The organism is Pseudoxanthomonas sp. 68-E7, assembly GCF_057773145.1.
Window position 1 is genome coordinate 676,049 of the sequence record NZ_JBYMTI010000001.1, and the last position, 25,173, is coordinate 701,221.

Genomic DNA, 25,173 nt, shown 5'->3' on the forward strand with positions numbered 1-25,173 from the left:
CTGTTTCCGTCGGTCGACGAAGCGATTCGGAGCCGGTAGGAGCCACAGGGGGGAAAACCTCTGTACGAAAGGAATCACCCATTTGCCACAAGGAGAGTTGCCCATGAAATCGCTGACCACCGTGTTGAAGTCGGTCGTGTTGTCGCTGGTCCTGGCCCTGAGCGCCCAGGCCGCCGACAAGGTGAACATCAACACCGCGGACGCGGCCACGCTGCAGACGGTCCTGATCGGGATCGGCCAGGCGAAGGCGGAAGCCATCATCGAGTACCGCAAGACCAACGGGCCTTTCAAGAGCCCCGAGGAACTCGCGATGGTCAAGGGCATCGGCTTGAAGACGGTGGAGCGCAACCGCGAACGGATCGAACTGCGCTCTTCCGCCGAACCGGCCGCCAAGCCGGCGGCCGCATCCCGCCAGGCGCCGGTGACAAGGCGCTGACGGAGATCCGAGGACCCACGCCGCGGTTACTGCAGGATGCAGATCGACCCGGCTGACGGGGCAGGAAGCCAGGGGACAGGCACGGACGCCGACAGGGATGTACCCATTTCGCATCAGCGTGCAGGACGCACGGGAACAGGAGCAGGCAGGACGCCTGTAATTCGGCAGGAGCCGACACGGACGTATCCATCGCCCGGACACGCAGGGAGCGTGCCCGGGCGATGCTTTTTGGGGCGCTAGAATCCCTGCTGGATTCCCATCGAAGAACCGCCGTGTCGCAAGCGCGCATCATCCCCGCCAACGAATACGTCCGGACCCGCTGGAAGAACGGCCAGGGCTGGACCCGTGAAATCTTGCGGGTGCCGGATCGGGACGACTGGAATTGGCGCCTGTCGATCGCCGAGATCGAACAGGATGCGGCGTTCTCGTCGTTCCCCGGCATCGATCGCGAGTTGATCCTGCTGCAGGGCAACGGGGTGCGCCTGGAGTTCGCCGACGGCGAGCGGGTCGAACTGGAGCCGCCGCATGGCCGGATCCGTTTCGCCGGCGAGCGCGAGGTCTCGGGAAAACTGCGGGACGGCACCACCCATGATTTCAACCTGATGTGGCGCCGCGACGCGGTGTCCGCCGAACTGCTGCATCGGCCGCTGGTGGGGTCGATGCTGTTCTTCGTCGATGCCGACACCACCTGGGTCATCCATCTGCTGGCCGGCCAGGCGGAATTCGAAGCCGATGCGGATCTGCCGCCGCTGTTCGCGGGCGATACCGCGCTGCTGCCCGCGCAGCCGGAACGCCGCCGGTTCGCGCTGCAGGGCGGGGGCGAACTGCTGGCCGCGCGCATCGTGCCGGCGCAATCCCGGCAGGCGGATCAGTAGACGTCGCGGCGGTAGCGACCGTCCAGCCGCAACTGTTCGAGCGCTTCCGCGCCCAGGAGGTCGCGCAGGGCCGCATCGACGCCCGGTGCCATGCCCTCCAGGCTGCCGCAGACGTAGATCGCCGCGCCGGCGTCGACCCATTGCCGCAGTTCGTCACCCGCATCGCGCAGCGCGTCCTGCACATAACGGCGCCCGGGAAGGTCGCGCGAAAACGCCAGATCCAGTCGGTTCAACGCACCTTGTGCCTGCCAGGCCAGCAATTCCTCCCGGTGGAAGAAATCGTGCGCGGCCTGGCGCTCGCCGAAGACCAGCCAGTTGCTGTGGGCGGCATTGGCGATCCGCGCCTTCAGGTGCGCGCGCAGGCCGGCGATGCCGGTGCCGTTGCCTATCAGGATCAGCGGACGATCCGTGGAAGGCGCGTGGAAATTGACGTTTTCGCGGATGCGCAGCGAAATCGTGCCACCTGGCGCGGCGTGTTCGCACAACCAGCCACTGCCCAGGCCGGGACTGCCGTCCGGACGCAGCATCCGCCGTACCAGCAGGTGCAGCGCACCGTCGGCGGGAACCGACGCGATGGAATATTCGCGATGGGGCAGCGCGGTGAATCCATCCACCGCCATCTGGACGTCGCTTCCGCGCAGCGGTGCCGGATCCGGCAGATGGACTTGCGCCAGGACGTCGGCCAGGGATTGCGGAGCGCCCTGCCAGTCCACCCGGCGTTGCGGGTCCCAGCCGGTCGCCTGGATGAAACCCGCCACTGCCGCCAGCGGATTGCGTGGCCCGATTTCCGCGATGTCGCCGGCCTGCCAACTGGGCAGCGTCCCCTCTAGCGGGCGCAAGGCCAGATGGAACGCCGGCTGGCCCACGCTGCCGGGATTCAGGCAGCGCCGCTCCGCGAGAATCCAGTCTTCATACCGGGGCCTGTCCCAGTCCGGCAGATCGGTGGTGCCGCCCAGTTGTCCGAGGTGATGCTGCCAGTGACGCAGCGCGCTCTCGTCGGCGTTGTCGACGTCCACGCGATCAAACAACGGCTGCGCGCCGTGCTGGCGCAACCAGTCGTCGAGCTGGTGGCCGAAGGCGCAGAACCGCGTGTATTCGCGATCTCCCAGCGCCAGCACGGCGTAGTGCAGGCCGTGCAGCGCCGCCGGCTGCGACATCACCCGGTGGACGAAACCCATGGCGTGATCCGGCGGGTCGCCTTCGCCGGTGGTGCTGACCACGAACAGGATCCGTCCTTGGGCGAGATCGCCAGCCTGCAGGCCGTCGATGGCCTGTACCTGCGTGGGCACCCCGGCGGCGATGAGGCTTTCGGCCGTGCGATTGGCCAGGACGTGGGCGAAGCCGGTCTGGCTGGCGTAGACCACCCGCAGGGCATCGGTGGAAGCCGCGGCCCGGTTGCCGTGTTCCCCGCGGCGCTGGCGTGCCGCCAACCAGCCCCAGGCCCCGGCATACGCCAGCAGCACCGCGCCCGCGGCGAACCAGCGCCCGCTGCGTGGAGCGGCGAGCCACCAGCCTTCGCCCTGCAATCGCGCCAGCATGATCACGGCCACCAGAAGCACGGCGAACACCAGGAGGTTGCCCAGCGCCGCAAACGTAAAGGAAGTGGTTTCGGCGCGCCTGCTCATGGCGCCAGGTGAGTCGCGAAATGGCGGCTGGCGCGCTCTTCCAGCGTGCCCCCGGCACGGATGACGAAACGCGCCGCCAGTCCCGTGCGCTCGGCGAGCCGCAGGCCGGCATCGGCACCGAGCACGGTCAGCGCGGTGGCCCAGGCGTCGGCCTCCATCGCGCTGGCGGCCAGCACGGTGACCGCGGCATTGGCGTGGGAGACGGGATGCCCGGTACGCGGATCGATCGTGTGCGTGTAGCGCTCACCGTCCTGTTCGTACCAGTGCCAGCGATCCCCGGACGTGGCGACGGCCAGGTTGTCGAGTATCGCGATCCGGGGTTCGAGGCCGGCGGCCTCTTCTTCCTCCGGCGAGGATTCAATCAGCACACGCCAGTGTTCGCCGTCCGGCTTGCGGCCGTAGCCATGCAGCTCACCGCCGACTTCGATCAAGGCGGCGGAGATGCCACTCGCGCGCAACGCAGCGGAGACGGCATCGACGGCGTAACCCTTGGCAATCGCGGACAGGTCCAGTTGCACCCCGCCCGGCTGGCGCAGGCGGCGGTGGGAGGTGTCCAGGGATAGTCGTTGCCAGCCAACGCCGGCCTGGATCGCGGTGCGGGCCTCTTCGGTGGGAACCTTGCGCGTGCCGGCCTGCGCGCCAAACCCCCACAGGCCGACCGCCGATCCGATGGTGGGGTCGAAAGCACCCCCGCTCGCCTCGGCTATCGCCAGCGCGCAGCGCAGGACGGTGAAAAAACCTTCGGGCAGATCCTGCCAATCGCCCGCGGCAGCGTGGTTGAAGCGGCTGATGTCCGAATCCGCTTCCCACGTGCTCATCTCCGCCACCACTCGATCCAGTTCGGCCTGGATCAGCGCATGCAGGGCATGCAGATCCGCGCGTGGCGACGCCACCAGCCGGATCGACCAGTTCGTACCCATGGTTTCGCCGTGCAGCGCATGCAGCACCGTGGCGGGAGCGGGAGAGTACAAGGGAACACTCATGCCATGCGGCGCGTCCTCGCGGACGCGCCGTTCGCGGCGATTACTGCGGCAGCACTTCCAGTGTGGCCACGTAGCTGAGCCGGCGCTGCCTGGCCTGCGGCAGCGAGGTCTTGTCGTCCTGCGCGGTGGTTTCCAGCCAGTACATGCCGGCTTCCGGCCAGGTCACGCTGAACTCGCCATTGGCGTCGGTGGTGACCTTGATCTCGTCCTGCGCGTTGCGATAGCGGGTGCCGCCACGGGTGATCTCGAACTCCAGGCCGGCAGCCGGCTTGCCGTCCTTGAGCATGCGGAACTTGGCCGCTTCGCCGGCGAACAGATCATTCGGGTGGGTGACCGGCACCAGTTCCAGGCCTTCGCCGGTGGTCTTGAACGCGGTGTCGTTGGGCGATCCGTTGGTCACGAAGGTCTCGATGCGGCCGACCGACTGCGAGACCTGCAGGTTCTTGGCGTCCTTGGGCACTTCGGTGGCGAAGCTGGCCGGGGTGCCGCGCCAGCGCTTGGGCTTGCCGTTCTCGTCCCAGCTGCCGAACAGGCCGCTGTTGACCACCGCGATGCGATAGGTGCCCTGCTGTTTCAGCTCGACATCGAACACGGTGCGGTACTTGCCGGTGGCCAGGTTCTGCGCATCGACCTTGCTGCCGTCGGGCGCGGTGATCGCCAGGCCTTCGGTGCGCAGCGGCACATGGTTGAAATAGAACAGGTCGTTGGACACCGCGGCATCCACGGTGATCCACGGATTCTGGCCGGCGATCACCGTCTGCGACGGCTGCAGCCAGGCCTTGTGCGCGAACGCGCTCAGCGGCAGTGCGGACGCCAGCGCCATGGCGAGGGTCAGGGAACGCTTCATCGGTTGCTCCAGCTTTCGTTGGGAATGGGGAAGCGCGGGCGCGATCGCGTCCGCGCGGGAATCACGGCTTGACGGTCAGGGTGACGGCGCCCAGTTCGGTGCTGCCCTGGGCCTTGCCGTTCTGCGCGGCGCCCTTGGCCGGCCAGGTGAAGGGAATCTTCAGCAGTTCGCGGCCGCCCACTTCGCGCGCCGCTTCGATCACGAGCGTGTATTGGCCCGGGGCAAGCTGGGCCAGCTGCGGCTGCTTGTCGGTGAACTTCAGCGCGTGCTTGCCGACCGGGCGGGTCGGGCCGGTGACGCCATCCACCGGCACCTTCAGGGTGCGGCCGGACTTGCGCCACCACTGCCGCATGTCCGGCAGCCACTTGGTGCCATGGCCTTCGGCGGTGTCGCGCTGCTGGTACCAGACCGACAGGTTGGCGGCGACTTTCTGATCGGCGCCTTCCAGCCAGATGGCGACGTACGGCCGGTGGTACTCGGCGACGTTGAGCTGCGGCACTTCGACATTGATGTTCAGTTCGCCGGCATACGCCGGGACGGTCAGCAGGCCGCTCAACGCGAACGTCAGGGTCAGGGACACGGTGGTCTTGGTCATGGGGCAGGCTCGCGGGAAGGTCAGTGGATGAAGATCAGCGCCAGCAGCAGCGGGACGACCAGGCCCAGGCCGACCATCGGCCAGGTCAGGCGGCGCTGTCGCGCATGCAGTTGCAGCAGGAACAGTCCGGTGATGCAGAACACCAGGCAGGCGATCGCGAAGATGTCCAGGAACCATCCCCACGCGGCGCCGGCGTTGCGCCCCTTGTGCAGATCGTTGAAGTAGGACACCCAGCCGCGATCGGTGCTTTCGTACTCCACCGCGCCGGTCTCGCGGTCGATGCTCAGCCAGGCGTCGGCGCCCGGACGTGGCATAGAGAGATAGATTTCCAGGTCCGACCATTCCGCCGGGCGCCGGCCGATGCCGATGGAGAACTCGTCGCCCAGCCAACTGGCGATCGGCGCGGGCAGCGGGGCATTGCCTTCCTGCCGGCTGCCCAGCTTGGCCAGCAGGGCGGGCGGAAGCTGCGCCTGCCGGTTCACCACCTGGGGCTTGGCCTCGATTTTGGCGGCGTGGTTGAGGGTGATGCCGGTGGCCGCGAACAGCAGCATGCCGATGAGGCAGATCGCCGAGCTGATCCAATGCCATTGGTGCAGCGTGCGCAGCCAGTAACCCCGGCGCTGCTGCTGGCTGGTGACGGATTGTGCGGGCGCTGGGCTCAAGCGGGCGGGACGGGGCGAAGGGAAGGTGAATTAGACCACAAATGAGAATGCCTCTCAATTGAGGTGCCGGCCCGCCGGGACGGGACGGGCCGGTGATGCCCTGGTCAGAAGCGCAGGTTCAGCGACACCCAGAAGCTGCGGCGCTGTTCCTTGACCGCGTAGTCGTCCACGCAGCTGTACTCGCTGTCACTGATCAACAGGCAGGATTGCGATACGAAATCCTTGTCGAACAGGTTGTTCACCCGGGCGTTGACGGTCAGCCATTCGGTGGCCTTCCAACTGCCGCCCAGGTGGAACACGGTGTAGTCCTCGTAGTAGCGAACGTTCGAGGTGGTCGCGCCGTTGACCGTGGTGAGCACGGTGTCGCGGTAGCGGTCGTAACGGCCCTCGCCGATCAGCGACAGGCTCAGGGCGTCGTTGAGGCGCCAGTTGAGGCTGGCGTTGGCCATGTGCCTGGCCGGATTGCCGGCGATGGGCGTGCCCTCCGCCGCGCCGCTGGTCTGTTCGGACTTGGTGTAGGTGTAGTTGCCGCGCAGTTCCAGGTTGTCCCGCAGGTCCACGTGCGCGGCCACTTCCACGCCACGGGTCTCGGCCTCGTCGATGTTCACGCTCTGGCTGAAGCTGGCGTAGCCCAGTTCGGCCCAGCCCGGCCCCACGTCCACGCAGTAACCGCTGCCGGCCGGTGCGACCTCGCAGTTCGGGAAGGTGCCGCCGCTGGCGATCTTGTCCTCGAAGCGGTTGAAGAAGCCGGTGACGTTGAAACCGAAACGATCACCTTCGTAGTACGCGGCCAGCTCGTAGTTGGTGCTGGTTTCCGGCTTGAGGTTCGGCGATCCGACCAGCGGCAACACGCCCTGGCCACCAAAGCCGACCACGCCGGGGAACAGTTGATCCGGGCGCGGCGTCTTGTAGCCGGTGCTGACGCCGCCCTTGATCGTCCAGGCATCGCTGGCGTTCCAGACCAGGTAGGCGCGCGGACTGACATGGCTGCCGAACACGTTGTGATCGTCGTAGCGCACGCCGACGGTGGCGGTCAGGGTGTCGGTGAACGACCAGTTGTCCTCGGCGAACACCGACCACATCCGGTGCTTCTGCTTGACGCCGTTCTTGTAGCCGCCGCCGTCCATGCCGAACACGCCGTCGGTCATGTCGGTGTCGTTGTACTGGCCGCCCACGGTCAGCTTGTGCGCGCCGAAGGTCATGTCCAGCATCGTGTCCAGCACGTAGCCTTCCAGTTCCATCGTGCGCAGGGGGCGCGGCAGGAACGCAGCCAGGCGCGCGCGTTCGGCGTCGTTGAGCACGCTCAGGTTGCCGCTGGCCATGTTGCAGCGGACGGCCTGCCCGCGACGCGCGCAGACATCATTCCACAGGGTCTGCAGATCCGCGCGTTCCTCCAGGGTCAGCGGCAGCGAGCGGCCGAGGTTGTTGCTGGTGGCGCGGGTCAGGCTGGTCTGCCAGGTGCCGAAGTCGTAGCGTCCCTGGTGGCTGAGCGACCATTGATCGCGCTCGTAGCGCTGCCATCCGGTGTAGCCCACGCGCGGTTGCACCACGCGGCGGGTGACGGTGCCGGCGCCATCGGGATTGGGGACGGTGGCATTGCCGCTGCGCCACAGGCTTTCCAGGCTGTCGAGGGTGCCGGTCTGGCCCCTGCGGTTGTCGTACTTCTGCCGGGAGATGTCGTAGTCCAGCCAGAAATCATTGTGATCGTCGAGGCTGAAGTCGAGCCGCGCGCCCGCGTTCCAGCGGGTGCTGGCAACCGCCTTGCCGCCACCGCCGAAGCCCAGCGTGCGCTCCCACATCGAGCCGTCCGGCAGCGGCAGCGCCTTCCATTCCGGATTCGATTCGTCGGTGTCGTACCAACTGCCACGCACGGCCAGGCCCAACCGATCCTTGATCAGCGGCCCGCTCAGGTAGAGATCGGTGGTGCGCGCGTCGCCGAACTGGTCTTCCTGCTGGACGGTGAAGCCCTGGGTGAGCGAGCCGTGCCATTCGGACTGGTTGCGACGGGTGATGATGTTGATCACGCCACCCATCGCGTCGGAGCCATACAGCGTGGACATCGGACCGCGCACCACCTCGATGCGTTCGATCGCGTCCAGCGGCGGCAGGTAGTCGAACTGGCCGCCGCCGAAGTTGTTGGGATACAACTGGCCGACGTTGCTCTGGCGGCGACCGTCGATCAGCACCAGGGTGTACTCGGACGGCATGCCGCGCATGCTGATGGTGGCGCGACCGTTCTTGTCGGTGGTCTCCATGCCCACGTCGATGCCTTCGACGTCGCGCAGCGCGTCGATCAGGCTGGTGTAGGGACGATGGCTGAGGTCCTCACGGGTGACCACGCTGATGCTGGCCGGCGCATCGACGATCTTCTGCTCGAAACCGGCGGCGGTGACGACCACGGTGTCGAGGGTGCCGGGGCGGTTGGAGCCATCCGGCAGGTCCTGGGCCATCGCCGGCAGGGAAAGCGAGAGCAGCAGGCCGATGGCGAGCGGATTGCGATGGAGGGACCGCTGGGAGGAGGAGAAGGACGGAGTCGTCTGGGTACGGGTCATGGTCGTCAGGTAGGCGTGTGGATCCCGCGCAGCGGATCGCGGCGCAGGGCAAATCGGAAAAGAGGAGCGGATGGCGGGAACCGCGCGCGCCATGGCGCGCGATGCGCGGGCGGATCGTCAGCCGTTCAGGCGTTGCGGGTCAGCGAAGCGGCCGCGGGAGGCGCCTGGCCGCGATGGCGCTGGCGCGCGGGTGCCGGTGTCGCCGGCACGAGATCAGGGTCATGCGGCAAGGCTTCGCCCGTATGGAGAACGGGGGGCGAGGCGGGCAGGGCGTGGATGAACGCCGCCGCGAGGGGAGCCGGTGCCGGCTCGGCCTGCCGGGATACGAGCGGCGCGCCCGTCCGCCGCTTCTTGGCGGGCAGATCGTCGTGATGGCCGGCTTCGGGGCCGTCTTCGCCCGGGACCTGCTGGAACACGTCGGACGTCTCCGGCCAATGACCGAAACCGTGTGGTTTCTGACCGGTGATGGCGCCCAGGTGGACAGTGGAGAGCAGCAGGCAGAGGGTTGCCAGCACCGACCACCAGGCCGCGCCTGGACGCACCTGGCGGCGCGCCCGGCGGGCGGGATGGACGGCGTGGCGGCTCGCCTGGAACAGAACTTACCCTTGGGACGGCCGCGTGCGGGGAGCGGCAAACGCAGGGATTGTAATGAGAATTATTATCAAACGCAAATGATTGACAAGAACATCCGCGAAGTCAGGTCTCGGCCCAGCGCCGGAGCAGGTTGTGGTACACGCCGGTCAACCGGACCAGGGCGGCCTTGTCGGCGCCGGTGCCGCGCAGGGTTTCCAGCGATGTGTCCATTTCGAACAGCAGGCGCCGGCAGGCATCGTCGCGGATCATGCTCTGCACCCAGAAGAACGAGGCCAGGCGTGCGCCGCGGGTCACCGGCTGGACTTTGTGCAGGCTGCTGGACGGATACAGCACCATGTCGCCGGCGGGCAACTTCACTTCGTGCTCGCCGTAGGTGTCGCTGACGATCAGTTCGCCACCGTCATATTCGTCCGGTTCGCACAGGAACAAGGTGCATGACACGTCGGAGCGGATCGATTGGCTGCGCCCGTCCGGGGTACGGGTGAGCATCACCGAACCGTCGATGTGGAAGCCGTACTCGCCGCCACCCTGATAGCGGTTGAAACGTGGCGGCACGACCCGCAGCGGCAGCGCCGCCGCGAAGTACAGGGGGTTGCGATCCAGCGCGGCCAGGATCCGCTGGCCGAGTTGGTCGCGCAGCGGCGAGGCGTCCGGCAACTGCTCGTTGCGCTTGACCTGGGCGCCCTGGACGCCGACGGTTTCGCGACCGTCGGTCCAGTCGGCCTGATCCAGCGCCTGCCGCATCGCCGCCACTTCCTGCGGAGCGAGCACCTGGGGAATATGCAGCAGCATGTCTTGCTCCTTGGAGAAAACGGGGAGGCTTGCGCCTCCCCGTCGTTGCCGCGTCAGAACCGCAGGTTCAAGGTCAGCAACACCGAGCGCGGCGCGCCCGGGGTGTAACGGTAGCCGCTCTTGTTGATCGCCGCCACGTAGTCCTTGTCGAACAGGTTGTAGGCATTCAAGCGCAGGTCCAGGTTGTTGTTGAAGGCGTAGCTGACCACCGCGTCCCACACCGTGTACGACTTGACGAAGTTCGGGGTGCCGACGGCGCCGTCGGTGCCGCGCTTCATCTCGCCCGAGTAACGCACGCCGCCGCCGACGGTCAGGCCGAACGGCAGTGCGTAGGTGGTCCAGGCAGTGAAGGCGCTGTCCGGGGTGTAGCCCAGATCGCGGGTCCTGTCGTTGGCCACGGCCGGGCCGTTCTTCACGGTGGCATCCATCGTGGTGTAGCCGGCCGACACCGACCAGTCGTCGGTGATCTTGCCGACCGCCGACAGTTCTATGCCCTTCACGCGCTTGTCGCCGCCCTGGAAGGTCACGCCGTTTTCGGTGATCACTTCGTTGGACACGTCGGTCTGGTACAGGGCCATGGTCAGCAGCAGCGCATCGTCCAGCAGGTTCCACTTGCTGCCGACCTCGAAGGTCTTGGCCTTCTGCGGGTCATAGAGCGGATTGTTGGCGCTGTTGGCCGCGGGGCTCAGCTCCAGGGTGGCGCCGCCCGGGGGCTGCTGCGAGACCGCGTAGTTGGCGTAGACGCTGGCTACGTCGCCGGCCTTGTAGACCGCGCCGAGCTTCCAGTTGAACAGCGTGTCCTTGCTGTTCAGGCGCAGCGTGGTCAGCGTGCCGACCGGCGCGCCGTTGCAGGGCTGCGAGTTGTTGGCCGTGCAGGGCAGGTGGCCCAGGTAGTCGGTGTCGTAGCGATCGAAGCGGATGCCGCCGGTCAACAGCAGGGCGTCGGTCAGGTGGGCCGTGTCGAAAACGTAGAACGAGCTGGTGGTCGTCTTGGTGTCGGTATGGGCGCCGTTGCGGAACCAGGCCAGGCCGGTGGCGCCGTTCGGATCCGGGTTGTACAGATCAGCTGGCGTCCATGCGCCACGGGTGCCGTAGCGCCAGCCCTTCAGTTCTTCCCGGGCGATTTCGACGCCGGTGCTGAGGTTGTGCTCGACGCGGCCGGTGTTGAAATCCGCGCGCAGGTTCAACTGGTCGGTCAGGATGGTGTACTCCTGGTCCTTGAAGGTCGGCAGATTCCGATTGACCCGCCAGCCGTACGGATTGTTGATGTCCGGGATGGTCAGGGTCGGCGTGGCGCCGGTGGCGGTGACCATGAACGCGGTCAGCAGATAGTCCTGCTCGTTCTTGCCCCAGCGCGCCACGTTGGTCAGCTTCAGCTTGTCGGAGAAATCGTGCTCGAAGCGGAACGTGGCCATCTGCGCGGTCACGTCGTCATGATCGAAACGGGTGCCGTAGAAATTCTCGCGGTCCACGCGCGGCGCCAGGCCGATCCGCGGACGGCCGGGATCGGGCGAGGAATAGCCGGGCAGGCCGATCGTCGGCACGCCGCCATCGGGAACGTTGTCCTGCTTGACGTACATCAGGTTCAGGAAATAACGCGTATCGGTGCCCAGGCCGAACGCGAACGACGGCGCGATGCCCCAGCGCTTGTTGTTGACCTCGTCGCGGCCGATGACGTCGTTGTCCTGCGCCATCACGTTCACGCGTACCGCGCCGGTGGCGCCCAGGGTCTGGTTCCAGTCGGCGGTGACACGGCGCTGGTGGTCGGTGCCCACGGAAACCGACGCGCTGGTCGCGTTGCGCGCGAACGCCTGCTTGCTCACCAGATTGATGGCGCCGGTCGGCGCGCTGCGACCGTTGTCGGTGCCGGCCGGGCCCTTCTCCACTTCGATCTGTTCGACGTTGAAGACGTCGCGCGAGACCGAACCCAGATCGCGAACGCCGTCGACGAAGATGCTGCTGGAACTGTCGAAGCCGCGCATGAAAAGGGTGTCGCCGGTGGTGGTGTTGCCGTTCTCGCCGACGAAGAAGGTGCCGACGCCGGGGCTGTTGCGCAGCGCCTCGGTCAGGGTGGTCGCGCCCTGCTGGTTGAACAGGTCGCTGGTGATGATCTGGATCGTCTGCGGGGTGTCCTGCAGGGACTGGGTGAACTTGGGCGAGGCCAGCTTGTCGGCCTTGTACTGGCCCACCGACGTGCCCTCGACGTGCACTTCCGGCAGCGTGGTCGGGTCCGGCTTTGAGGTGTTGTCCGAAGCCACCTGGGCGGCGGCGGGCACCGCCAGCGCCAGGCTGGTGAGCAGGGTGGCGGTGGTCAGGCCGTTCGGCGAACGGAGCGCGGGAGTAGCGTGCTTGCGCGACTTGATCGGGTTCATGGGTGTTCTGCAGTTTGGGAAGGGATCCCCGTGGCGACAGGCGTCGGGGAGAAGGGCATGCGCGGGCTGGGCCGTTTCCGGAAGGAACGGCCGGGCTGGCTCAGGCGCGCGGAGGCGCGTGGCCGTGCGGAGGCAGGCAACCGTCGGGCCGGAAGCGGATCTCGCCGTCAATGACGGCCAGGTGCCGGCGGAATGGCATGGCGTGCCGCCGGGCAGGCATTGGCCCGGCGGTGGGATCGGACTCGCGATCCGGAAGCGGCTCGATGGCCATGAGCTCGGCCGGCGCGGGTGCCTGCCAGCCGGGTCGGGCATCCTCGCCCCCGTCACCGTTGTCGTCGACAGGGGCCATCAGGCCAGCCAAGGCCTCTTGGGCGGAGTCCTGGAGGATTTCCCCGGTGGCGGCGCTGGCGGCCTGCGCGAATGGAAGCAGTACCAGCCACGCCAGCGCCCACGACAGCAGCAGCGCCGGCCAGCAAGGGGCACGACGTCGGGCGCAGCGGGCACGAGGGACGGGAGGAGGGCGCAAGGGAGCCGGGCGGTTCAGCCGGATAACGAATTTATAATCTTAATGATAATTGTTCTCTTTCGCAAAGGGCCAAGCGCCGGGCGGGAACAAGCACGACAAAAAGGGCGGATTCCATGGAATCCGCCCTTCAGGGGGATGTCGCCTGGGATGCCGCTTGGCGGGAGGCTCAACCGCGGTCGTCGCGGGTCCACAGCCCGCCATGTTCCTGCTTGACCGGGAATTTGGGCACCGGCGAATAGGCCGGCGCGCACAGTGCGCGGCCGTCGCGGATATCGAACTTGGCGCCATGCAGGATGCACTCGATGGTGGCGTCCTCGCCGTCGTAGTTGCCGGAGGACAGTTCGAAATCCTCGTGGCTGCAACGATCCTCCAGCGCGTAGAAGTCGCCGTCGTAGTTCATCACCAGGATGGGCGTGCCGGTGACTTCATCGAAGACGGTGCGCATCTCGCCGGGCAGCATCTCGCCGAGCGCGCAGACAAAAGTCCAGTTCTCGCTCACAGCGGCTTCTCCAGTACCTCGAAACGCAGATCGTCGCGCTTGGGAATGCCGAAGCGCTCGTCGCCATACGGAAACGGCTTCTTGATGCCGGTGCGTGCATAGCCCCGGCGCTCGTAGAAGGCGATGAGTTCATCGCGGACATCGATGACCGACATCCGCATCGCCGGCTGCCGCCAGTCCTCGCGCGCCACGCGTTCGGCTTCGGCGATCATCGCCTTGCCCACGCCGCCGCCCTGGAGATCCGGCCGGACCGAGAACATGCCGAAGTAGCCGGCGTCGTTCTCCACCGCCACGTGCGCACAGGCCAGCATCTGGCCATCCCGCTCGGCGATGAGGATGCGGCTCCGGGCCCGCTCGATGTCGTGCAGCAGGCCTTCGGGATCGATGCGCTGGCCATCCAGCAGATCGGCTTCGGTGGTCCAGCCCTGCTTGCTGACCTCGCCGCGGTAGGCCGAGGTGACCAGGCTGACGAGGGCGGGGATGTCCGCGGCGGTGGCGGTACGGAAGGTCAACGGGTTCATGCGCCGATCTTACGGAAAACCGCGCCCCTGCTGTAGGAGCGACATCAGTCGCGACCGCATTGCCGGGACAACCGCTGGTCCACGGTCGCGACCGACGTCGGTCCTACGGGGATGCAGGCGATTCAGGCCAGCAGGCTGCGGGCTTTCTTCAGCGCGGCGACGAAGGCCTCGATTTCGGCGTGGGTGTTGTAGAACGCCAGCGACGCACGGCAGGTGGCGGCCACACCGAAGAACTGCAGCAGCGGGTGCGCGCAGTGCTGGCCGGAGCGGATCGCCACGCCTTCCAGATCCAGCAGGGTGGCCAGGTCGTGGGCGTGCGCGCCCTCGACCAGGAACGAAATGACCGCGGCCTTGTCTGGCGCGGTGCCGAAGATGCGCAGGCCTTCTATCCCGCGCAGTTCCTCGGTGGCGTGGGCCAGCAGTTCGGCCTCGCGTGCCTCGATGTTGGCCATGCCGACCGATTCGAGGTAATCCACCGCCGCGCCCAGACCGACGAAGCCGGCGATGTTGGGCGTGCCGGCCTCGAACTTGTGCGGGGGATCATTGAACACGGTGCCGTCGAAGCTGACTTCCTTGATCATCTCGCCGCCGCCGATGAAGGGCGGCATCGCCTGCAGGTGTTCGCGCCTGGCCCACAGGGCGCCGGTGCCGGTCGGCCCGCACATCTTGTGGCCGGTCAGCGCATAGAAATCGCAGCCGATCGCGGCCACGTCGATCGGCCGGTGCGGCGCCGCCTGGGAACCGTCCACGACCGTGACGATGCCGCGCCTGCGCGCCTCGCGGCAGATGTCGCGGACCGGGTTGACCGTGCCCAGTACGTTGGAGACGTGGGTGACCGCCAGCAGCTTCACTTCCGGCGTCATCGCCGCGTACAGGCCCGGCAGGTCCAGCGAACCGTCCGGCAGGATTTCCGCCACCCGCACGCGCGCGCCGGTGCGCTGGGCGACCAGTTGCCACGGCACGATGTTGGCGTGGTGTTCCATCCGCGAGACCAGGATCACGTCGCCCGGGCCCAGCTGCGGCAGCGCCCACGAGTAGGCGACCAGGTTGATCGCGAAGGTGGTGCCGCTGCACAGGATCAGTTCGTCCGCACGCACGTTGAGGAAGCGGGCCAGCTTGCGGCGCGCGCCCTCGTAGGCGTCGGTGGCCTCGGTGCCGAGCGTGTGCACGGCGCGGCTGACATTGGCGTTGTGGAGGCGGTAGAACGTATCTGTGGCAGCTATCACCGACGCCGGCTTCTGGCCGGTGTTGGCGCTGTCGAAATAGATCAGCGGCTTGCCGTGGACCTGGCGCTCCAGCAGCGGAAAGTCGGCGCGCACGGCCGCCCAGTCGGGGGCGGTGGCCGGATCCCGGTGGCTGGCGGGGCCGGCGCTCATGCCGCGCCCAGCCCGGCCAGGGCCTGGTCGATGCGCTGCGACAGCAACTCGCGCACCGCCGGGTTGGCGATGATCGCCAGCGGTTCGCGGCAGAAGGCGGCGGTCAGCAGCTGCTGCGCCTCGGTTTCCGGAAGGCCGCGCGAGCGCAGGTAGAACAGGGCGTTGGCGTCCAGCCGGCCAACGGTCGCGCCGTGCGCGGCCTTGACCTCGTCGGCATGGATTTCCAGCACCGGCTGGGTGTCGATCTCGGCGTTTTCCGACAGCAGCAGGTTCTTGTTCGACAGCGCCGCATCGGTACCGTCGGCGCCCTCGCGGATCAGGATGCCGCCATGGAACACCGTGCGGCCGCGACCGGCGCCCAGGCCGCGCCAGGTCAGCTCGCAGGCGGTATCGCGGGCGATGTGGTCGATGCCCAGGCGGGTATCGAGGTGGCGGCGGCCGTCGGCCAGCAACACGCCGTTGGCGACCAGGCGTGCGTTGTTGCCTTCCAGCCGGACGTTCAGTTCGTGCCGGGACAACGCACCGCCCAGTTCCAGATCGACGCGGCGGTATTCGGCCTCGCTGGCCAGCACCGCGTCGGTCCGCAGCAGCTGGGTGGCGCGATCGCTGTCCTCCTGGACGCGCGCGTGCGCGAGCCGCGCGCCGCGGCCGACATGCACGTGGACCAGGGTATTGGCCAGGTGCGCGTGCGGGCCGGTGCCGAAATGGTGCTCGAACACCTTCAGCGATGCGCCGGCGCGCAGTTCGATCAGGTTGCGCAGATGCCAGGCGCGATCGGTTTCATCCGGGGCTCCGATGAAGACCAGGTGCAGCGGCGCTTCGATCCGGGCGCCTTCGTCGACCCGCAGCAGCACGCCCTCGTTGGCCAGCGCGGCGTTGAGGCGCGCGAACACCTCGTCGCCGCGCTCGAAACGCCGTTGCAGGAAACGCGCGGATTCACCGCCCTCGGCCAGCGCCTCCGACAGCAACTGCAGGCTGACGCCTTCCGGCAGGTCGGTGGTCAGCGACAGCGCGACCGAATAGCGACCATTGACGAACACCGCGCGCGGACCCGGAATGCCGGCCAGCAGCATCGGATCCAGCGCCGGCGGCGCGTCGACCGGGGCGAAGCTGCGTCGCTCCAACTGGCGCAGCGACGTGTACTTCCATGCTTCCGCGCGTGGACCGGGCAGGCCATCGCGCAGGGCGTCGTCCAGCACCGCGCGGCGCGCGGCGTCACCCCTGAAGCCGGTGGCGAGGGAGTCCAGCAGGGCGCTCATCCGGCGACCTTTTCGGGAGCCACCCGATCCTTGATCCAGGCATAGCCGTGCTGCTCCAGCTCCAGCGCCAGTTCCGGCCCGCCGGTCTCGACGATGCGGCCGTCGGCCAGCACGTGCACCACGTCCGGTTTGATGTAGTCCAGCAGGCGCTGGTAATGGGTGATGACCAGGAACGCGCGATCCGGCGAGCGCAGCGCATTGACGCCGTCGGCGACGTTCTTTAGCGCGTCGATGTCCAGGCCGCTGTCGGTCTCGTCCAGGATGGCCAGCTTCGGCTCCAGCACGGCGAGCTGGAAGATCTCGTTGCGCTTCTTCTCGCCGCCGCTGAAACCCTCGTTGACGCCCCGGTGCAGCAGCTCGTCGCGCAGGTGCAGCACCGCCAGCTTCTCGCGCACCAGCTTGAGGAACTGCATGGAATCCAGCTCGCTCTCGCCGCGCGCCTTGCGTTGGGCGTTGAGCGCGGCGCGCAGGAAGTAGGTGTTGTTCACGCCGGGGATTTCGACCGGGTACTGGAAGGCCAGGAACACGCCGGCGGCCGCGCGTTCTTCCGGCTCCAGCTCAAGCAGCGGCTTGTGTTCGAATTCGACCGAGCCGGCGGTGACCTCATAACCCTCGCGACCGGCCAGGATGTTGCCCAGGGTGGACTTGCCGGCGCCGTTGGGGCCCATGATGGCGTGGACCTGGCCGGGCTTCACTTCCAGCGACAGTCCCTTGAGGATTTCCTTGCCGGCGACGCTGGCGTGGAGGTTTTCGATCTTGAGCATTGCGGTAGTCGTCTTGTCGGATGAGGGAGTGGGCGGCGCCAGTGGATGGGGCGTCGCCACGATCAGGAACCGGGTCTGCGGGAGGGAGAGGCGCTCGGGCGGGTCCGGATGCGCCAGAACCAGGCGCAGGACACCAGGAAAACCGACAAGGCGACGATGCCCAGGCCTGCCCAGAGGTAGCCTGCCTGGACCACCATCACGCCGGCTTCGCTGTCGTAGCAACGGCCCTCGGCATTGAAGCAGTCGCGCCAGCGCCAATACCGTTCATGCCACGCCAGCCCGAAGAACGCGGTCAACGCGAGGCTCGCGCATGCCAACAGCAGCGCCCGCCATGGCATCGGACGCTTCATCCCACCGAACCTTCCAGCGATACTTCCAGCAGCTTCTTGGCTTCCACCGCGAACTCCATCGGCAGCTCGCGGAACACCTGCTTGCAGAAGCCGTCGACGATCATGCTGACGGCGTCTTCCTCGCTGATGCCACGGGCGCGGCAGTAGAACATCTGGTCGTCGGAAATCTTGGAGGTGGTGGCCTCGTGCTCCAGCGTCGCGGTGGGGTTCTTCACCTCGATGTAGGGGAAGGTGTGCGCGCCGCACTGCTTGCCGATCAGCAGGCTGTCGCACTGGGTGTAGTTGCGCGCGTTGGCGGCGTTGCGATCCACCTTGACCAGGCCGCGGTAGGTGTTCTGGCCGCGGCCGGCGCTGATGCCCTTGCTGATGATCTTCGACTTGGTGTTGCGGCCGATATGGATCATCTTGGTGCCGGTGTCGGCCTGCTGGCGATGATGGGTCAGCGCCACCGAGTGGAACTCGCCGACCGAGTCGTCGCCCAGCAGCACGCAGGACGGATACTTCCAGGTGATGGCCGAGCCGGTTTCCACCTGGGTCCAGGAAATCTTGCTGCGCGCGCCGCGGCACTCGCCGCGCTTGGTCACGAAGTTGTAGATGCCGCCGCGGCCTTCCTCGTCGCCGGGATACCAGTTCTGCACCGTGCTGTACTTGATCTCGGCGTCTTCCAGCGCCACCAGCTCGACCACCGCCGCGTGCAACTGGTTCTCGTCGCGCATCGGCGCGGTGCAGCCTTCCAGGTAGGACACGTAGCTCTTGTCCTCGGCGATGATCAGGGTGCGCTCGAACTGGCCGGTATGGCCGGCGTTGATGCGGAAGTAGGTGCTCAGTTCCATTGGGCAGCGCACGCCCTTGGGGATGAACACGAAGCTGCCATCGGAGAACACCGCCGAGTTCAGCGCGGCGAAGTAGTTGTCACCGGTCGGCACCACGCTGCCCAGGTACTGGCGGACCAGTTCGGGATGCTCGCGGATGGCCTCGCTCATCGAGCAGAAGATGATGCCCTTCTCGGCGAGTTCCTGGCGGAAAGTGGTGCCCACCGAGACCGAGTCGAACACCGCGTCGACCGCCACGCCGGCCAGCTTGGCGCGCTCGTGCAGCGGTACGCCCAGCTTGTCGTAGGTGTCGATCAGTTCCTGCGGCACCTCGTCCAGCGACTTGTACTTGGCCTTGGGCGCGCTGTAGTAGCTGATGGCCTGGAAATCGATCGGGGCGATCTTCAGCTTGGCCCAATGCGGCACCGGCATGGTCAGCCAGTGGCGATAGGCGGCCAGCCGCCATTCGGTCATCCACTCCGGCTCGTCCTTCTTGGCCGACAGCGCGCGCACCACGTCCTCGCCGAGGCCGGGCGGCAGCGAATCGGATTCGATGTCGGTGATGAAGCCGGCGTCATAGCGACGTCCCAGCTGTTCCAGGATTTCTGCGTTCTCGGTGGCCATGGGCTGCCTGTGTACTCAACTGCTGGCGACGCGCACGGCGATGGAGCGCCGCGGGGCATCGTCGGGGGAAACGGGGGGATGGAGCATCTGCGCGAGGGTCACGCCGCGCAGGGCGTCGGCGACCACGTCGTTGATCAGGCGCCAGTTGGCGCGGGCGCCGCACTGGTGGGCGATGCCGCAATGGCCGTCGGCCTGGCTGCATTCAGTCATCGCCAGCGGCCCTTCCATGGCCTCGACGATCTCGATCAGGCTGATGTCGGCGGCGGCCCGGCTCAGCCGATAGCCGCCGTGCACGCCACGCAGGCCCTCGACCAGGCCGGCCTGGGCCAGCGGCTTGAGCACCTTGCTGACGGTGGGGGATTCCAGGCCGGAATGGTCGGCCAGATCGGTGGCGCTGAGGATCTCACCCGGCCGCGCGGCGAGCACGGTCAGTACCACGGTGGCGTAGTCGGTGAGCTTGGTGACGCGGAGCATGGCGGGACGGGGGGATTGAAAGCGTACCGAAATTGTACGCTTTACCCCCACGCCACGCCAAGCGTGAACCTGTTCAGTTTCGGGACGCGGTCCCGGCGCCTTGGGCCGGGGCTTCCGGCAGGACCAGCGAGAAGTAGGGGGCGGGCGGGGTCTGGCCGGGCGGCAGGTAGGCCGGGGCGGCTTCTCCGGCCGGACCCAGCGAACGCACGAACTGGTAGATGGCCGCGCGGTCGGCCTCGCTCATGGCCCGCAGGGTGAAGTCCGGCATGATCGGCCGGGTGCGCAGGTTGCCGCTGTAGGCCAGCCATTGGGCCTCGCTCATCTCCTGCATGCGCAGGCGCAGGTTGCTCGCGTAGGTGGTGCCCCAGGGACCGTGATAGCCCAGCGGCGAGCCGGCGAGCCACTGCGCGGTCGGCACTTCGCCCTGGCGCTCGGCGTAACCGGCGGTATGGCAATCGTTGCAGCCGCCAACCCGGACCAGGTACTCGCCGCGCGCGACGACATCGCTGGCGGTCTCCATCCTGGCGGAGGGGGGCGCGGGAACGGCGGTGGCGTCCGGCTTGCCGGCGCGGGCCTGGCAGCCTCCCAGGATCAGCAGCGAAGACAGCAGGCAGGACAGCAGGGGCAATGCGGAAGCGCGGTTGGACATGGCGGCGGCTCGGTGGTGGTTTCGGGGTGGTTTGCGGGAAGCAGGCGGTTTAACGCGCGGTTTCCACGCGACCGGACACGCCGGCACCACCGGGATTCATACGCCGGTCGCGGTGTCGCCGGGAGCCTGGCGCGGCCATGGATGTGCCAGGCGGCGGCGGCCGGAACGCCGGAGGCTTGGGATCCCGGGCGGTCTGAGCGAGAATCCGCCTTCCCGCCCGTTCACCGGAACCCGCATGCCCCGCAAGATTGAAGCCCGCAAGTCCGACATCCATGGCAATGGCGTTTTCGCCATCGCGACCATCAAGAAGGGCGAGCGTGTCGTCGAGTACAAGGGGAAGCGGCGCAGCCACGACGACGTGGACGAGGACGACAGCGGCGACGTGGAATCGGGGCACACCTTCCTGTTCACCCTCAATGACGAGTACGTCATCGACGCCAATTACAAGGGCAACAAGGCGCGCTGGATCAACCACAGCTGCGATCCGAACTGCGAGGCGGTCATCGAGGAACACGACGGCAAGAACCGCAAGAAGGACAAGGTCTTCATCGAAGCCATCCGCGACATCAAGGCGGGCGAGGAGCTGACCTACAACTACGGCATCGTCCTGGCCGAGCCGCATACCGCCCGCCTGAAGAAGGTCTGGGCCTGCCGTTGCGGCAGCAAGAAGTGCACCGGCACGATGCTGCAGCCGAAGTCGTAATCGCCGCTACACCGCCGCCGCCTGTCATCAGGATGCAGGCGGCGGCCAAATGGTTTGCATGACCTACGCCAGTCGGTGAGGGCGCGCGTTGCCGCTAGGGTGGCCACCAACGGGCATCGGTCCCAGCGGAACCTTCGACATGCGTGCGGCAATCCTGAGTCTCTCCATCCTGATGGCGCTCTCCGCGCCGGCCCTGGCCATCGACGTGGATGGCCGCATCGACCCGGCCGAATGGCAGGGCGCCCGCCATATCGCCGACTTCCGCAAGGTGCAGCCGCTGACCGGGACCCCGGCCACCCATCCCACCGAGGCGTGGGTACTGGCGACCCCGGACGGTCTGGCGATCGCCTTCCGCAACGTCCAGCCGGCGGCGAGCCGTACGCGGCAGCGCGTGCAACGGGATTTCGAGGATCAGGTGGACCGGGTCAACCTGATGATCGATTTCGACGGTGATGGCCGTACCGGCTACAACTTCACGATTTCCTCGACCGACGGCGTCGCCGACGCGGTGATCACCAACGAATCCGAGTTCAACGACGACTGGGACGGCAACTGGAAGCACGCGGTCAGCGAGGATGCCGAAGGCTGGTCCGCGGAAATGCTGATCCCCTGGTACATCGCGCCGATGCGCAAGGGCGAGGGAGATGTGCGGCGGATGAAAATCTACTTGGATCGCGTGGTTGGTTCCACCGGCGAGCGGGTGGCCTGGCCGGTGGCTAGCTTCGAGCGCCCGCGTTTCCTCTCCGAGTTCACGCCGATCGAAGTGCCGCAATACAGCCAGTCGCTGCTGGCGGTCACGCCCTACATGTCGGGCCTGTACGACAACGTGCGCGGGGACAGCGATTTCGACGGTGGCGTGGATCTGTTCTGGAAACCCAACGGGCAGTTCCAGATGACAGCCACGCTCAATCCGGATTTCGGCCAGGTGGAAAGCGATGACCTGGTGGTCAACTTCAGTGCCACCGAGACCTTCATCAGCGACAAGCGGCCGTTCTTCACCGAGAACCAGGGCCTGTTCGAATACACCACGCCGTCGGATTTCAGCCAGTTGCTGTACACCCGCCGGGTCGGCGGCCCGGCCGACGATGGCCGCGGGGCAGGCGACATCACCGCCGCGGTCAAGCTCAATGGCTCGTTCGGGCAGACCAAGTACGGCGTGTTCGCCGCCGACGAGGCCGACGAGGTCGGGCGTTCGTTCTACGCCCTGCGCCTGGTGCGCGATTTCAAGGATCAGAACGTGGGCATGATGATGACCCGCGTCGATCGCCCGTACTTCGATCGCGAGGCGACCGTGTTTGGCATCGATCACAACTGGCGCCCGACTCCGCGCTGGAACGTGCGCACCCGCGTGTTCGGCAGCCAGATCGACGAGCGCGGCGACACCACCCGCGACCTGGGCGCCACGGTGTGGGCCGACTACGAAATGGATCATGGCTGGCGCCAGCAGTGGATCGCCATGCATTTCGGCAACGATCTGCAGATCAACGACGCCGGCTACCTGTCGCGCAACAGCATGAACTATCTGCACTGGGAGGTGAAACGCCGCTTCGCCGATCAGCCGGAAAGCTCGCGCTATTCGTCGAAGGAATGGCGCTGGCGGGTCAGTTCGATCTACAACAACCACGGCGAACGGCTCAACAACCAGTTCCGGATGAGCCGGCAGGGGCAGTTGCGCAACGGCGCCAGCGAGTATGCCCAGATCAACATCAACACCTCGGGCGTCGAGGATCTGCTGACCCGCGGCCATGGCTCGGTGAACGTGCCGGCCCGTTTCAATGCCCACTATGAGTACGAGCGGCCACGCAAGGGCCACTGGGCGCACGACGTCTACGCGGATCTGATGAGCGGCGGCCTGGCCGGCAACGACGAAATCGGCTACGCCTTCGAGTACCAGGCGACCTATTTCATCAATGATGCCTTCAGCCTGTACGGCGGCTTCTATGCCGACCGCACCCCGGATTGGCTGCTCTGGCAGCGCGACAACCTGATCGGCAGTTTCGAGGGCCGCGAGTGGCATGTGAATGCCGGTCTCAACTGGACCATCAGCGATCGCCAGGAACTGCGGGTCAAGCTGCAGTCGATTGCCCTGGACGCGCGCGCGCGCCAGGCCTACCGGGTGATGGCGGGCGGCGACGCGCTGCGCAGCGACGACGAGATCAACGACTTCAGCCTGAGCAACCTGGGCTTCCAGATCCGCTATCGCTACGAACTGGCCCCGCTGTCCTATCTGTACGTGGTCTATGGCCGCGGCGGGCGCGACAACAACCGCTTCGGCGACAGCGCCGGCGCGCTGCTGGGCGATGCCTTCGGCCTGCGCGACGACGAACAGCTGCTGGTCAAGCTGAGCTACCGCTTCGAACTGTAGCCACGCGGCGCGGCGCCTGGAAGGGAATGGTGAAGCGGCGGATGCATCCGCCGCTCCGGGGTCACTGGCCCAGGCGCAGGTGAACCTGACCGCCCTCGATGCGGATCGCATTGGCGGACAGGGTGCCCGGGATTTGGGCCAACGCTTCGGCATCCAGGCGATAGATCGGCTCGTCCTGCGCGTACTGCTCCAGCAGGGTGTTGACCATCTCGCGGGTCTGCGCGTCCATCGGCTTGCCCTGTCCGCCGTCCTGCAGTTCCAGTAGTTCCGGACGCTCCAGGTGCAGGCCACGGGTCGCCGGGTCATAGCGCAGTCCGCTGGCGACCCGGAAACGTCCCTGACTGCTGCCGCTGCCGGCCAGCGAGGCGTCGTAATCGAGATCCATCTGGATGCGGTTGCCACCGGCGGGAATCGCGATCACCGGTCGGCTGAGGGTCAGGCGCGCCAATCCGCCCAGCCAGGCTTCCTTGCGCGGAAATGCCGGCTCCGCGGCACTCTGCAACTGCGCGGGCGTCAGGGTCAGGCTGTCCGCGGCGATGGCCGCGGGTAGCTGCGCGCGCGCCATCCAGGTGGAGAAGGGCAGGGTCGCCGTGCTGGCGGCGAGGGCGGCGGCCAGCAGGCGGCGGGAACGCCGCAGGCGGCGCAGGGTGCGGGTATCAGTGTCCATCCAGTTTCACCACGATTTTTCCTTGTTCGACGAGGGTCGCACCGATGCGCTTGCCACGCGGCAGGCGGTCCAGCACGTCGCTGTCGATGCGGTAGAGGGGTTCCCGGCGCGCGTATTCGGCCAGCACGGTATTGATGAGTTCGCGGGTGCCGCCGCGCATCACGCTGCCGGATCCGGGCAGGTCCACGCTCAGCACTTCGGGGTTGTCCAGGTGCAGGCCCTGGGTGGCGGGGTCATAGCGCAGCCGGCTGGCAATGGCGAAGCGTCCGTTGGCGACATTGCCGGCGCCGATCGCGCTGACCCCGATGTCGAAGTCCAGGCGCAGTCGATCGTCGCCCTCGGCCAGGGTGAGGCGCGGATGGCTGAGGGTGGCCGAAACCAGTCCGCCGAGCTTGTCGAATTCACGCGGAAAGCTGCGATCCAGGCGCCGTTGCAGCTGCGGTTCGGTGAAGCTGATCTCGTTGCCGAAGAAACCGCTGACCGCGTTCATGGTGCCGCAGCCGGCCAGCAGCAACAGCAGGGCCGACAGCGCGATCGAGGCCAGCGGGCGGAAGCGTGGGGACATGCAGGGCTTGTTTTCCGGGAAGGGGCTGACCATCCGCACGATAGCGCGTGGATTCTGTCCGCCGGCTAACCGGCGGCGGTGATTCCGGGTCAGCCCGGCGCGCGCTGTCGCAGGTCCTGGAGGAAGGTGTCGACATGCGGGCGCAACGGCGCGAACAGATCGTCCTGGTCCTTGCGGTGGTTGGCCATCAGGCCGCTGAGCAATTGGGTGCCGATCACCAGCGCGGCGCGTTCGTCACCGCTGAAGCCGCGCAGGCGCTGGACGTTCTCGAGCACGCGCATCCAGTCGTCGTGGCAGTGATGCTCGAACTCGATGGTGCACCGGCTGGTGCAGGGCAGGCCGTCCGCCTCCACGGGTGTGACGGTGATGCGGTAGCGCTGGGAACGGTTGGCCATGACGGTGGGGGAAAGCTTCGGGGACAGGGGCAAGATAGGCCCGCGTCCGTGCCCGCACGAGGCCCGTCACCGCGATGGAGTGTTCCGCGGGATGCGGATTCAGCGCCGCCCCGACGCGGCGCCGGCCTGCAGGACGGGCCAGGGATCCCGCGCACCTTCGCGGCCATAGATGCCGAAATGCAGATGGGGCGGCGTGGGGGGGGGGGGGGGGGGGGGGGGGGGGGGGGGCCCCCCCCCCCCCCCCCCCGCCCCCCCCCCCCCCCCCCCCCCCCCCCGCCCCCCCCCCCCCCC

General features: G+C 67.3%; 25 protein-coding genes. 4 read left to right on the forward strand and 21 right to left on the reverse strand.

Annotation, left to right across the window (positions count from 1 at the left end; translation table 11 throughout):
- Positions 1–103 precede the first annotated feature (103 nt).
- Together AC3DE2_RS03180 and AC3DE2_RS03185 are read left to right on the forward strand one after the other, a co-directional pair.
- Positions 104–436, forward strand: a complete 333-nt coding sequence (locus AC3DE2_RS03180; RefSeq protein ID WP_295376839.1) for a helix-hairpin-helix domain-containing protein — start codon at positions 104–106, stop codon at positions 434–436.
- Positions 437–708: 272 nt separating this feature from the next.
- A complete protein-coding gene (locus AC3DE2_RS03185; protein WP_488425035.1) occupies positions 709–1,311 on the forward strand; it encodes a HutD/Ves family protein in 603 nt (200 codons plus the stop codon).
- Here AC3DE2_RS03185 and AC3DE2_RS03190 read toward each other — a convergent pair.
- The 18 genes from AC3DE2_RS03190 to AC3DE2_RS03275 form a co-directional block, all read right to left on the reverse strand.
- On the reverse strand, positions 1,305–2,936 hold the full coding sequence (locus AC3DE2_RS03190) for a sulfite reductase subunit alpha (RefSeq protein WP_488425036.1): 1,632 nt from the start codon (positions 2,934–2,936) through the stop codon (positions 1,305–1,307). The two genes, AC3DE2_RS03185 and AC3DE2_RS03190, sit on opposite strands and share 7 nt — an antisense overlap.
- On the reverse strand, positions 2,933–3,919 hold the full coding sequence (locus AC3DE2_RS03195; protein ID WP_295376846.1) for an FAD:protein FMN transferase: 987 nt from the start codon (positions 3,917–3,919) through the stop codon (positions 2,933–2,935). Before AC3DE2_RS03195 ends, AC3DE2_RS03190 begins: the two co-directional genes overlap by 4 nt.
- 40 nt (positions 3,920–3,959) lie before the next feature.
- Positions 3,960–4,766 carry a DUF4198 domain-containing protein gene (locus AC3DE2_RS03200; RefSeq protein WP_295376849.1) on the reverse strand — a complete coding sequence of 269 codons (807 nt, stop codon included), beginning with the start codon at positions 4,764–4,766 and terminating at the stop codon, positions 3,960–3,962.
- Positions 4,767–4,827: 61 nt separating this feature from the next.
- Positions 4,828–5,346 carry a DUF2271 domain-containing protein gene (locus AC3DE2_RS03205; protein ID WP_295376872.1) on the reverse strand — a complete coding sequence of 173 codons (519 nt, stop codon included), beginning with the start codon at positions 5,344–5,346 and terminating at the stop codon, positions 4,828–4,830.
- Positions 5,347–5,381: 35 nt separating this feature from the next.
- Entirely contained in the window at positions 5,382–6,023 is a 642-nt protein-coding gene (locus AC3DE2_RS03210; protein WP_295376852.1) for a PepSY-associated TM helix domain-containing protein, read from the reverse strand.
- A 104-nt stretch (positions 6,024–6,127) separates the two neighbouring features.
- A complete protein-coding gene (locus AC3DE2_RS03215; protein WP_488425037.1) occupies positions 6,128–8,575 on the reverse strand; it encodes a TonB-dependent receptor domain-containing protein in 2,448 nt (815 codons plus the stop codon).
- A 125-nt stretch (positions 8,576–8,700) separates the two neighbouring features.
- On the reverse strand, positions 8,701–9,117 hold the full coding sequence (locus AC3DE2_RS03220; protein WP_295376857.1) for a hypothetical protein: 417 nt from the start codon (positions 9,115–9,117) through the stop codon (positions 8,701–8,703).
- 154 nt (positions 9,118–9,271) lie between these two features.
- A complete protein-coding gene (locus tag AC3DE2_RS03225) occupies positions 9,272–9,961 on the reverse strand; it encodes a Fe2+-dependent dioxygenase (protein ID WP_295376859.1) in 690 nt (229 codons plus the stop codon).
- Positions 9,962–10,014: 53 nt separating this feature from the next.
- The gene (locus tag AC3DE2_RS03230) at positions 10,015–12,333 is read right to left on the reverse strand and encodes a catecholate siderophore receptor Fiu (RefSeq protein WP_488425038.1); all 2,319 of its coding nucleotides are present in this window, start codon (positions 12,331–12,333) and stop codon (positions 10,015–10,017) included.
- Between the two features lie 692 nt (positions 12,334–13,025).
- Positions 13,026–13,358 (reverse strand): non-heme iron oxygenase ferredoxin subunit, encoded by a 333-nt coding sequence (locus AC3DE2_RS03235; protein WP_295379813.1) that lies wholly within the window; start codon positions 13,356–13,358, stop codon positions 13,026–13,028.
- Positions 13,355–13,879: a GNAT family N-acetyltransferase gene (locus tag AC3DE2_RS03240; RefSeq protein ID WP_295379812.1), complete on the reverse strand. Its 525-nt coding sequence runs from the start codon at positions 13,877–13,879 to the stop codon at positions 13,355–13,357. Before AC3DE2_RS03240 ends, AC3DE2_RS03235 begins: the two co-directional genes overlap by 4 nt.
- A 122-nt stretch (positions 13,880–14,001) precedes the next feature.
- Positions 14,002–15,255, reverse strand: a complete 1,254-nt coding sequence (locus AC3DE2_RS03245) for a cysteine desulfurase (RefSeq protein WP_488425040.1) — start codon at positions 15,253–15,255, stop codon at positions 14,002–14,004.
- Positions 15,252–16,514, reverse strand: coding sequence for a Fe-S cluster assembly protein SufD (gene sufD, locus AC3DE2_RS03250; protein WP_488425041.1), 1,263 nt, complete (start codon positions 16,512–16,514; stop codon positions 15,252–15,254). The genes AC3DE2_RS03245 and sufD overlap by 4 nt, the downstream gene beginning before the upstream one ends.
- Positions 16,511–17,278, reverse strand: a complete 768-nt coding sequence (gene sufC / locus AC3DE2_RS03255) for a Fe-S cluster assembly ATPase SufC (protein ID WP_488425042.1) — start codon at positions 17,276–17,278, stop codon at positions 16,511–16,513. Before sufC ends, sufD begins: the two co-directional genes overlap by 4 nt.
- A gap of 62 nt (positions 17,279–17,340) precedes the next feature.
- Entirely contained in the window at positions 17,341–17,628 is a 288-nt protein-coding gene (locus tag AC3DE2_RS03260) for a hypothetical protein (RefSeq protein ID WP_488425043.1), read from the reverse strand.
- Entirely contained in the window at positions 17,625–19,064 is a 1,440-nt protein-coding gene (gene sufB, locus AC3DE2_RS03265) for a Fe-S cluster assembly protein SufB (RefSeq protein ID WP_488425044.1), read from the reverse strand. The genes AC3DE2_RS03260 and sufB overlap by 4 nt, the downstream gene beginning before the upstream one ends.
- A 15-nt stretch (positions 19,065–19,079) precedes the next feature.
- On the reverse strand, positions 19,080–19,538 hold the full coding sequence (locus tag AC3DE2_RS03270) for an SUF system Fe-S cluster assembly regulator (RefSeq protein ID WP_295382627.1): 459 nt from the start codon (positions 19,536–19,538) through the stop codon (positions 19,080–19,082).
- 73 nt (positions 19,539–19,611) lie between these two features.
- Complete coding sequence (locus AC3DE2_RS03275) at positions 19,612–20,187, reverse strand: c-type cytochrome (RefSeq protein WP_295382628.1); 576 nt, start codon at positions 20,185–20,187, stop codon at positions 19,612–19,614.
- A 235-nt stretch (positions 20,188–20,422) separates the two neighbouring features.
- On the opposite strand from AC3DE2_RS03275, the gene AC3DE2_RS03280 reads away from it, so the two are divergent.
- Together AC3DE2_RS03280 and AC3DE2_RS03285 are read left to right on the forward strand one after the other, a co-directional pair.
- Positions 20,423–20,890 carry an SET domain-containing protein gene (locus AC3DE2_RS03280; protein WP_488425045.1) on the forward strand — a complete coding sequence of 156 codons (468 nt, stop codon included), beginning with the start codon at positions 20,423–20,425 and terminating at the stop codon, positions 20,888–20,890.
- Between the two features lie 139 nt (positions 20,891–21,029).
- On the forward strand, positions 21,030–23,255 hold the full coding sequence (locus AC3DE2_RS03285) for a DUF5916 domain-containing protein (protein ID WP_488425046.1): 2,226 nt from the start codon (positions 21,030–21,032) through the stop codon (positions 23,253–23,255).
- Positions 23,256–23,316: 61 nt separating this feature from the next.
- On the opposite strand, the gene AC3DE2_RS03290 is transcribed toward AC3DE2_RS03285, so the two are convergent.
- The 3 genes from AC3DE2_RS03290 to AC3DE2_RS03300 form a co-directional block, all read right to left on the reverse strand.
- Positions 23,317–23,922, reverse strand: a complete 606-nt coding sequence (locus AC3DE2_RS03290; protein WP_488425047.1) for a DUF1439 domain-containing protein — start codon at positions 23,920–23,922, stop codon at positions 23,317–23,319.
- Positions 23,912–24,487 (reverse strand): DUF1439 domain-containing protein, encoded by a 576-nt coding sequence (locus AC3DE2_RS03295; RefSeq protein WP_295382632.1) that lies wholly within the window; start codon positions 24,485–24,487, stop codon positions 23,912–23,914. Before AC3DE2_RS03295 ends, AC3DE2_RS03290 begins: the two co-directional genes overlap by 11 nt.
- 89 nt (positions 24,488–24,576) lie before the next feature.
- Positions 24,577–24,882, reverse strand: coding sequence for a DUF3861 domain-containing protein (locus AC3DE2_RS03300; protein ID WP_488425049.1), 306 nt, complete (start codon positions 24,880–24,882; stop codon positions 24,577–24,579).
- Positions 24,883–25,173 lie beyond the last annotated feature (291 nt).

Bases quoted from the DNA above. Each gene is read 5' to 3' on its own strand.
- AC3DE2_RS03180 (WP_295376839.1), top strand. From the start codon at position 104: ATGAAATCGCTGACCACCGTGTTGAAGTCGGTCGTGTTGTCGCTGGTC.
- AC3DE2_RS03190 (WP_488425036.1), bottom strand. From the start codon at position 2,936: ATGAGCAGGCGCGCCGAAACCACTTCCTTTACGTTTGCGGCGCTGGGC.
- AC3DE2_RS03195 (WP_295376846.1), bottom strand. From the start codon at position 3,919: ATGAGTGTTCCCTTGTACTCTCCCGCTCCCGCCACGGTGCTGCATGCG.
- AC3DE2_RS03200 (WP_295376849.1), bottom strand. From the start codon at position 4,766: ATGAAGCGTTCCCTGACCCTCGCCATGGCGCTGGCGTCCGCACTGCCG.
- AC3DE2_RS03215 (WP_488425037.1), bottom strand. From the start codon at position 8,575: ATGACCCGTACCCAGACGACTCCGTCCTTCTCCTCCTCCCAGCGGTCC.
- AC3DE2_RS03225 (WP_295376859.1), bottom strand. From the start codon at position 9,961: ATGCTGCTGCATATTCCCCAGGTGCTCGCTCCGCAGGAAGTGGCGGCG.
- AC3DE2_RS03230 (WP_488425038.1), bottom strand. From the start codon at position 12,333: ATGAACCCGATCAAGTCGCGCAAGCACGCTACTCCCGCGCTCCGTTCG.
- AC3DE2_RS03240 (WP_295379812.1), bottom strand. From the start codon at position 13,879: ATGAACCCGTTGACCTTCCGTACCGCCACCGCCGCGGACATCCCCGCC.
- AC3DE2_RS03245 (WP_488425040.1), bottom strand. From the start codon at position 15,255: ATGAGCGCCGGCCCCGCCAGCCACCGGGATCCGGCCACCGCCCCCGAC.
- sufD (WP_488425041.1), bottom strand. From the start codon at position 16,514: ATGAGCGCCCTGCTGGACTCCCTCGCCACCGGCTTCAGGGGTGACGCC.
- sufC (WP_488425042.1), bottom strand. From the start codon at position 17,278: ATGCTCAAGATCGAAAACCTCCACGCCAGCGTCGCCGGCAAGGAAATC.
- AC3DE2_RS03260 (WP_488425043.1), bottom strand. From the start codon at position 17,628: ATGAAGCGTCCGATGCCATGGCGGGCGCTGCTGTTGGCATGCGCGAGC.
- sufB (WP_488425044.1), bottom strand. From the start codon at position 19,064: ATGGCCACCGAGAACGCAGAAATCCTGGAACAGCTGGGACGTCGCTAT.
- AC3DE2_RS03270 (WP_295382627.1), bottom strand. From the start codon at position 19,538: ATGCTCCGCGTCACCAAGCTCACCGACTACGCCACCGTGGTACTGACC.
- AC3DE2_RS03275 (WP_295382628.1), bottom strand. From the start codon at position 20,187: ATGTCCAACCGCGCTTCCGCATTGCCCCTGCTGTCCTGCCTGCTGTCT.
- AC3DE2_RS03280 (WP_488425045.1), top strand. From the start codon at position 20,423: ATGCCCCGCAAGATTGAAGCCCGCAAGTCCGACATCCATGGCAATGGC.
- AC3DE2_RS03285 (WP_488425046.1), top strand. From the start codon at position 21,030: ATGCGTGCGGCAATCCTGAGTCTCTCCATCCTGATGGCGCTCTCCGCG.
- AC3DE2_RS03290 (WP_488425047.1), bottom strand. From the start codon at position 23,922: ATGGACACTGATACCCGCACCCTGCGCCGCCTGCGGCGTTCCCGCCGC.
- AC3DE2_RS03295 (WP_295382632.1), bottom strand. From the start codon at position 24,487: ATGTCCCCACGCTTCCGCCCGCTGGCCTCGATCGCGCTGTCGGCCCTG.
- AC3DE2_RS03300 (WP_488425049.1), bottom strand. From the start codon at position 24,882: ATGGCCAACCGTTCCCAGCGCTACCGCATCACCGTCACACCCGTGGAG.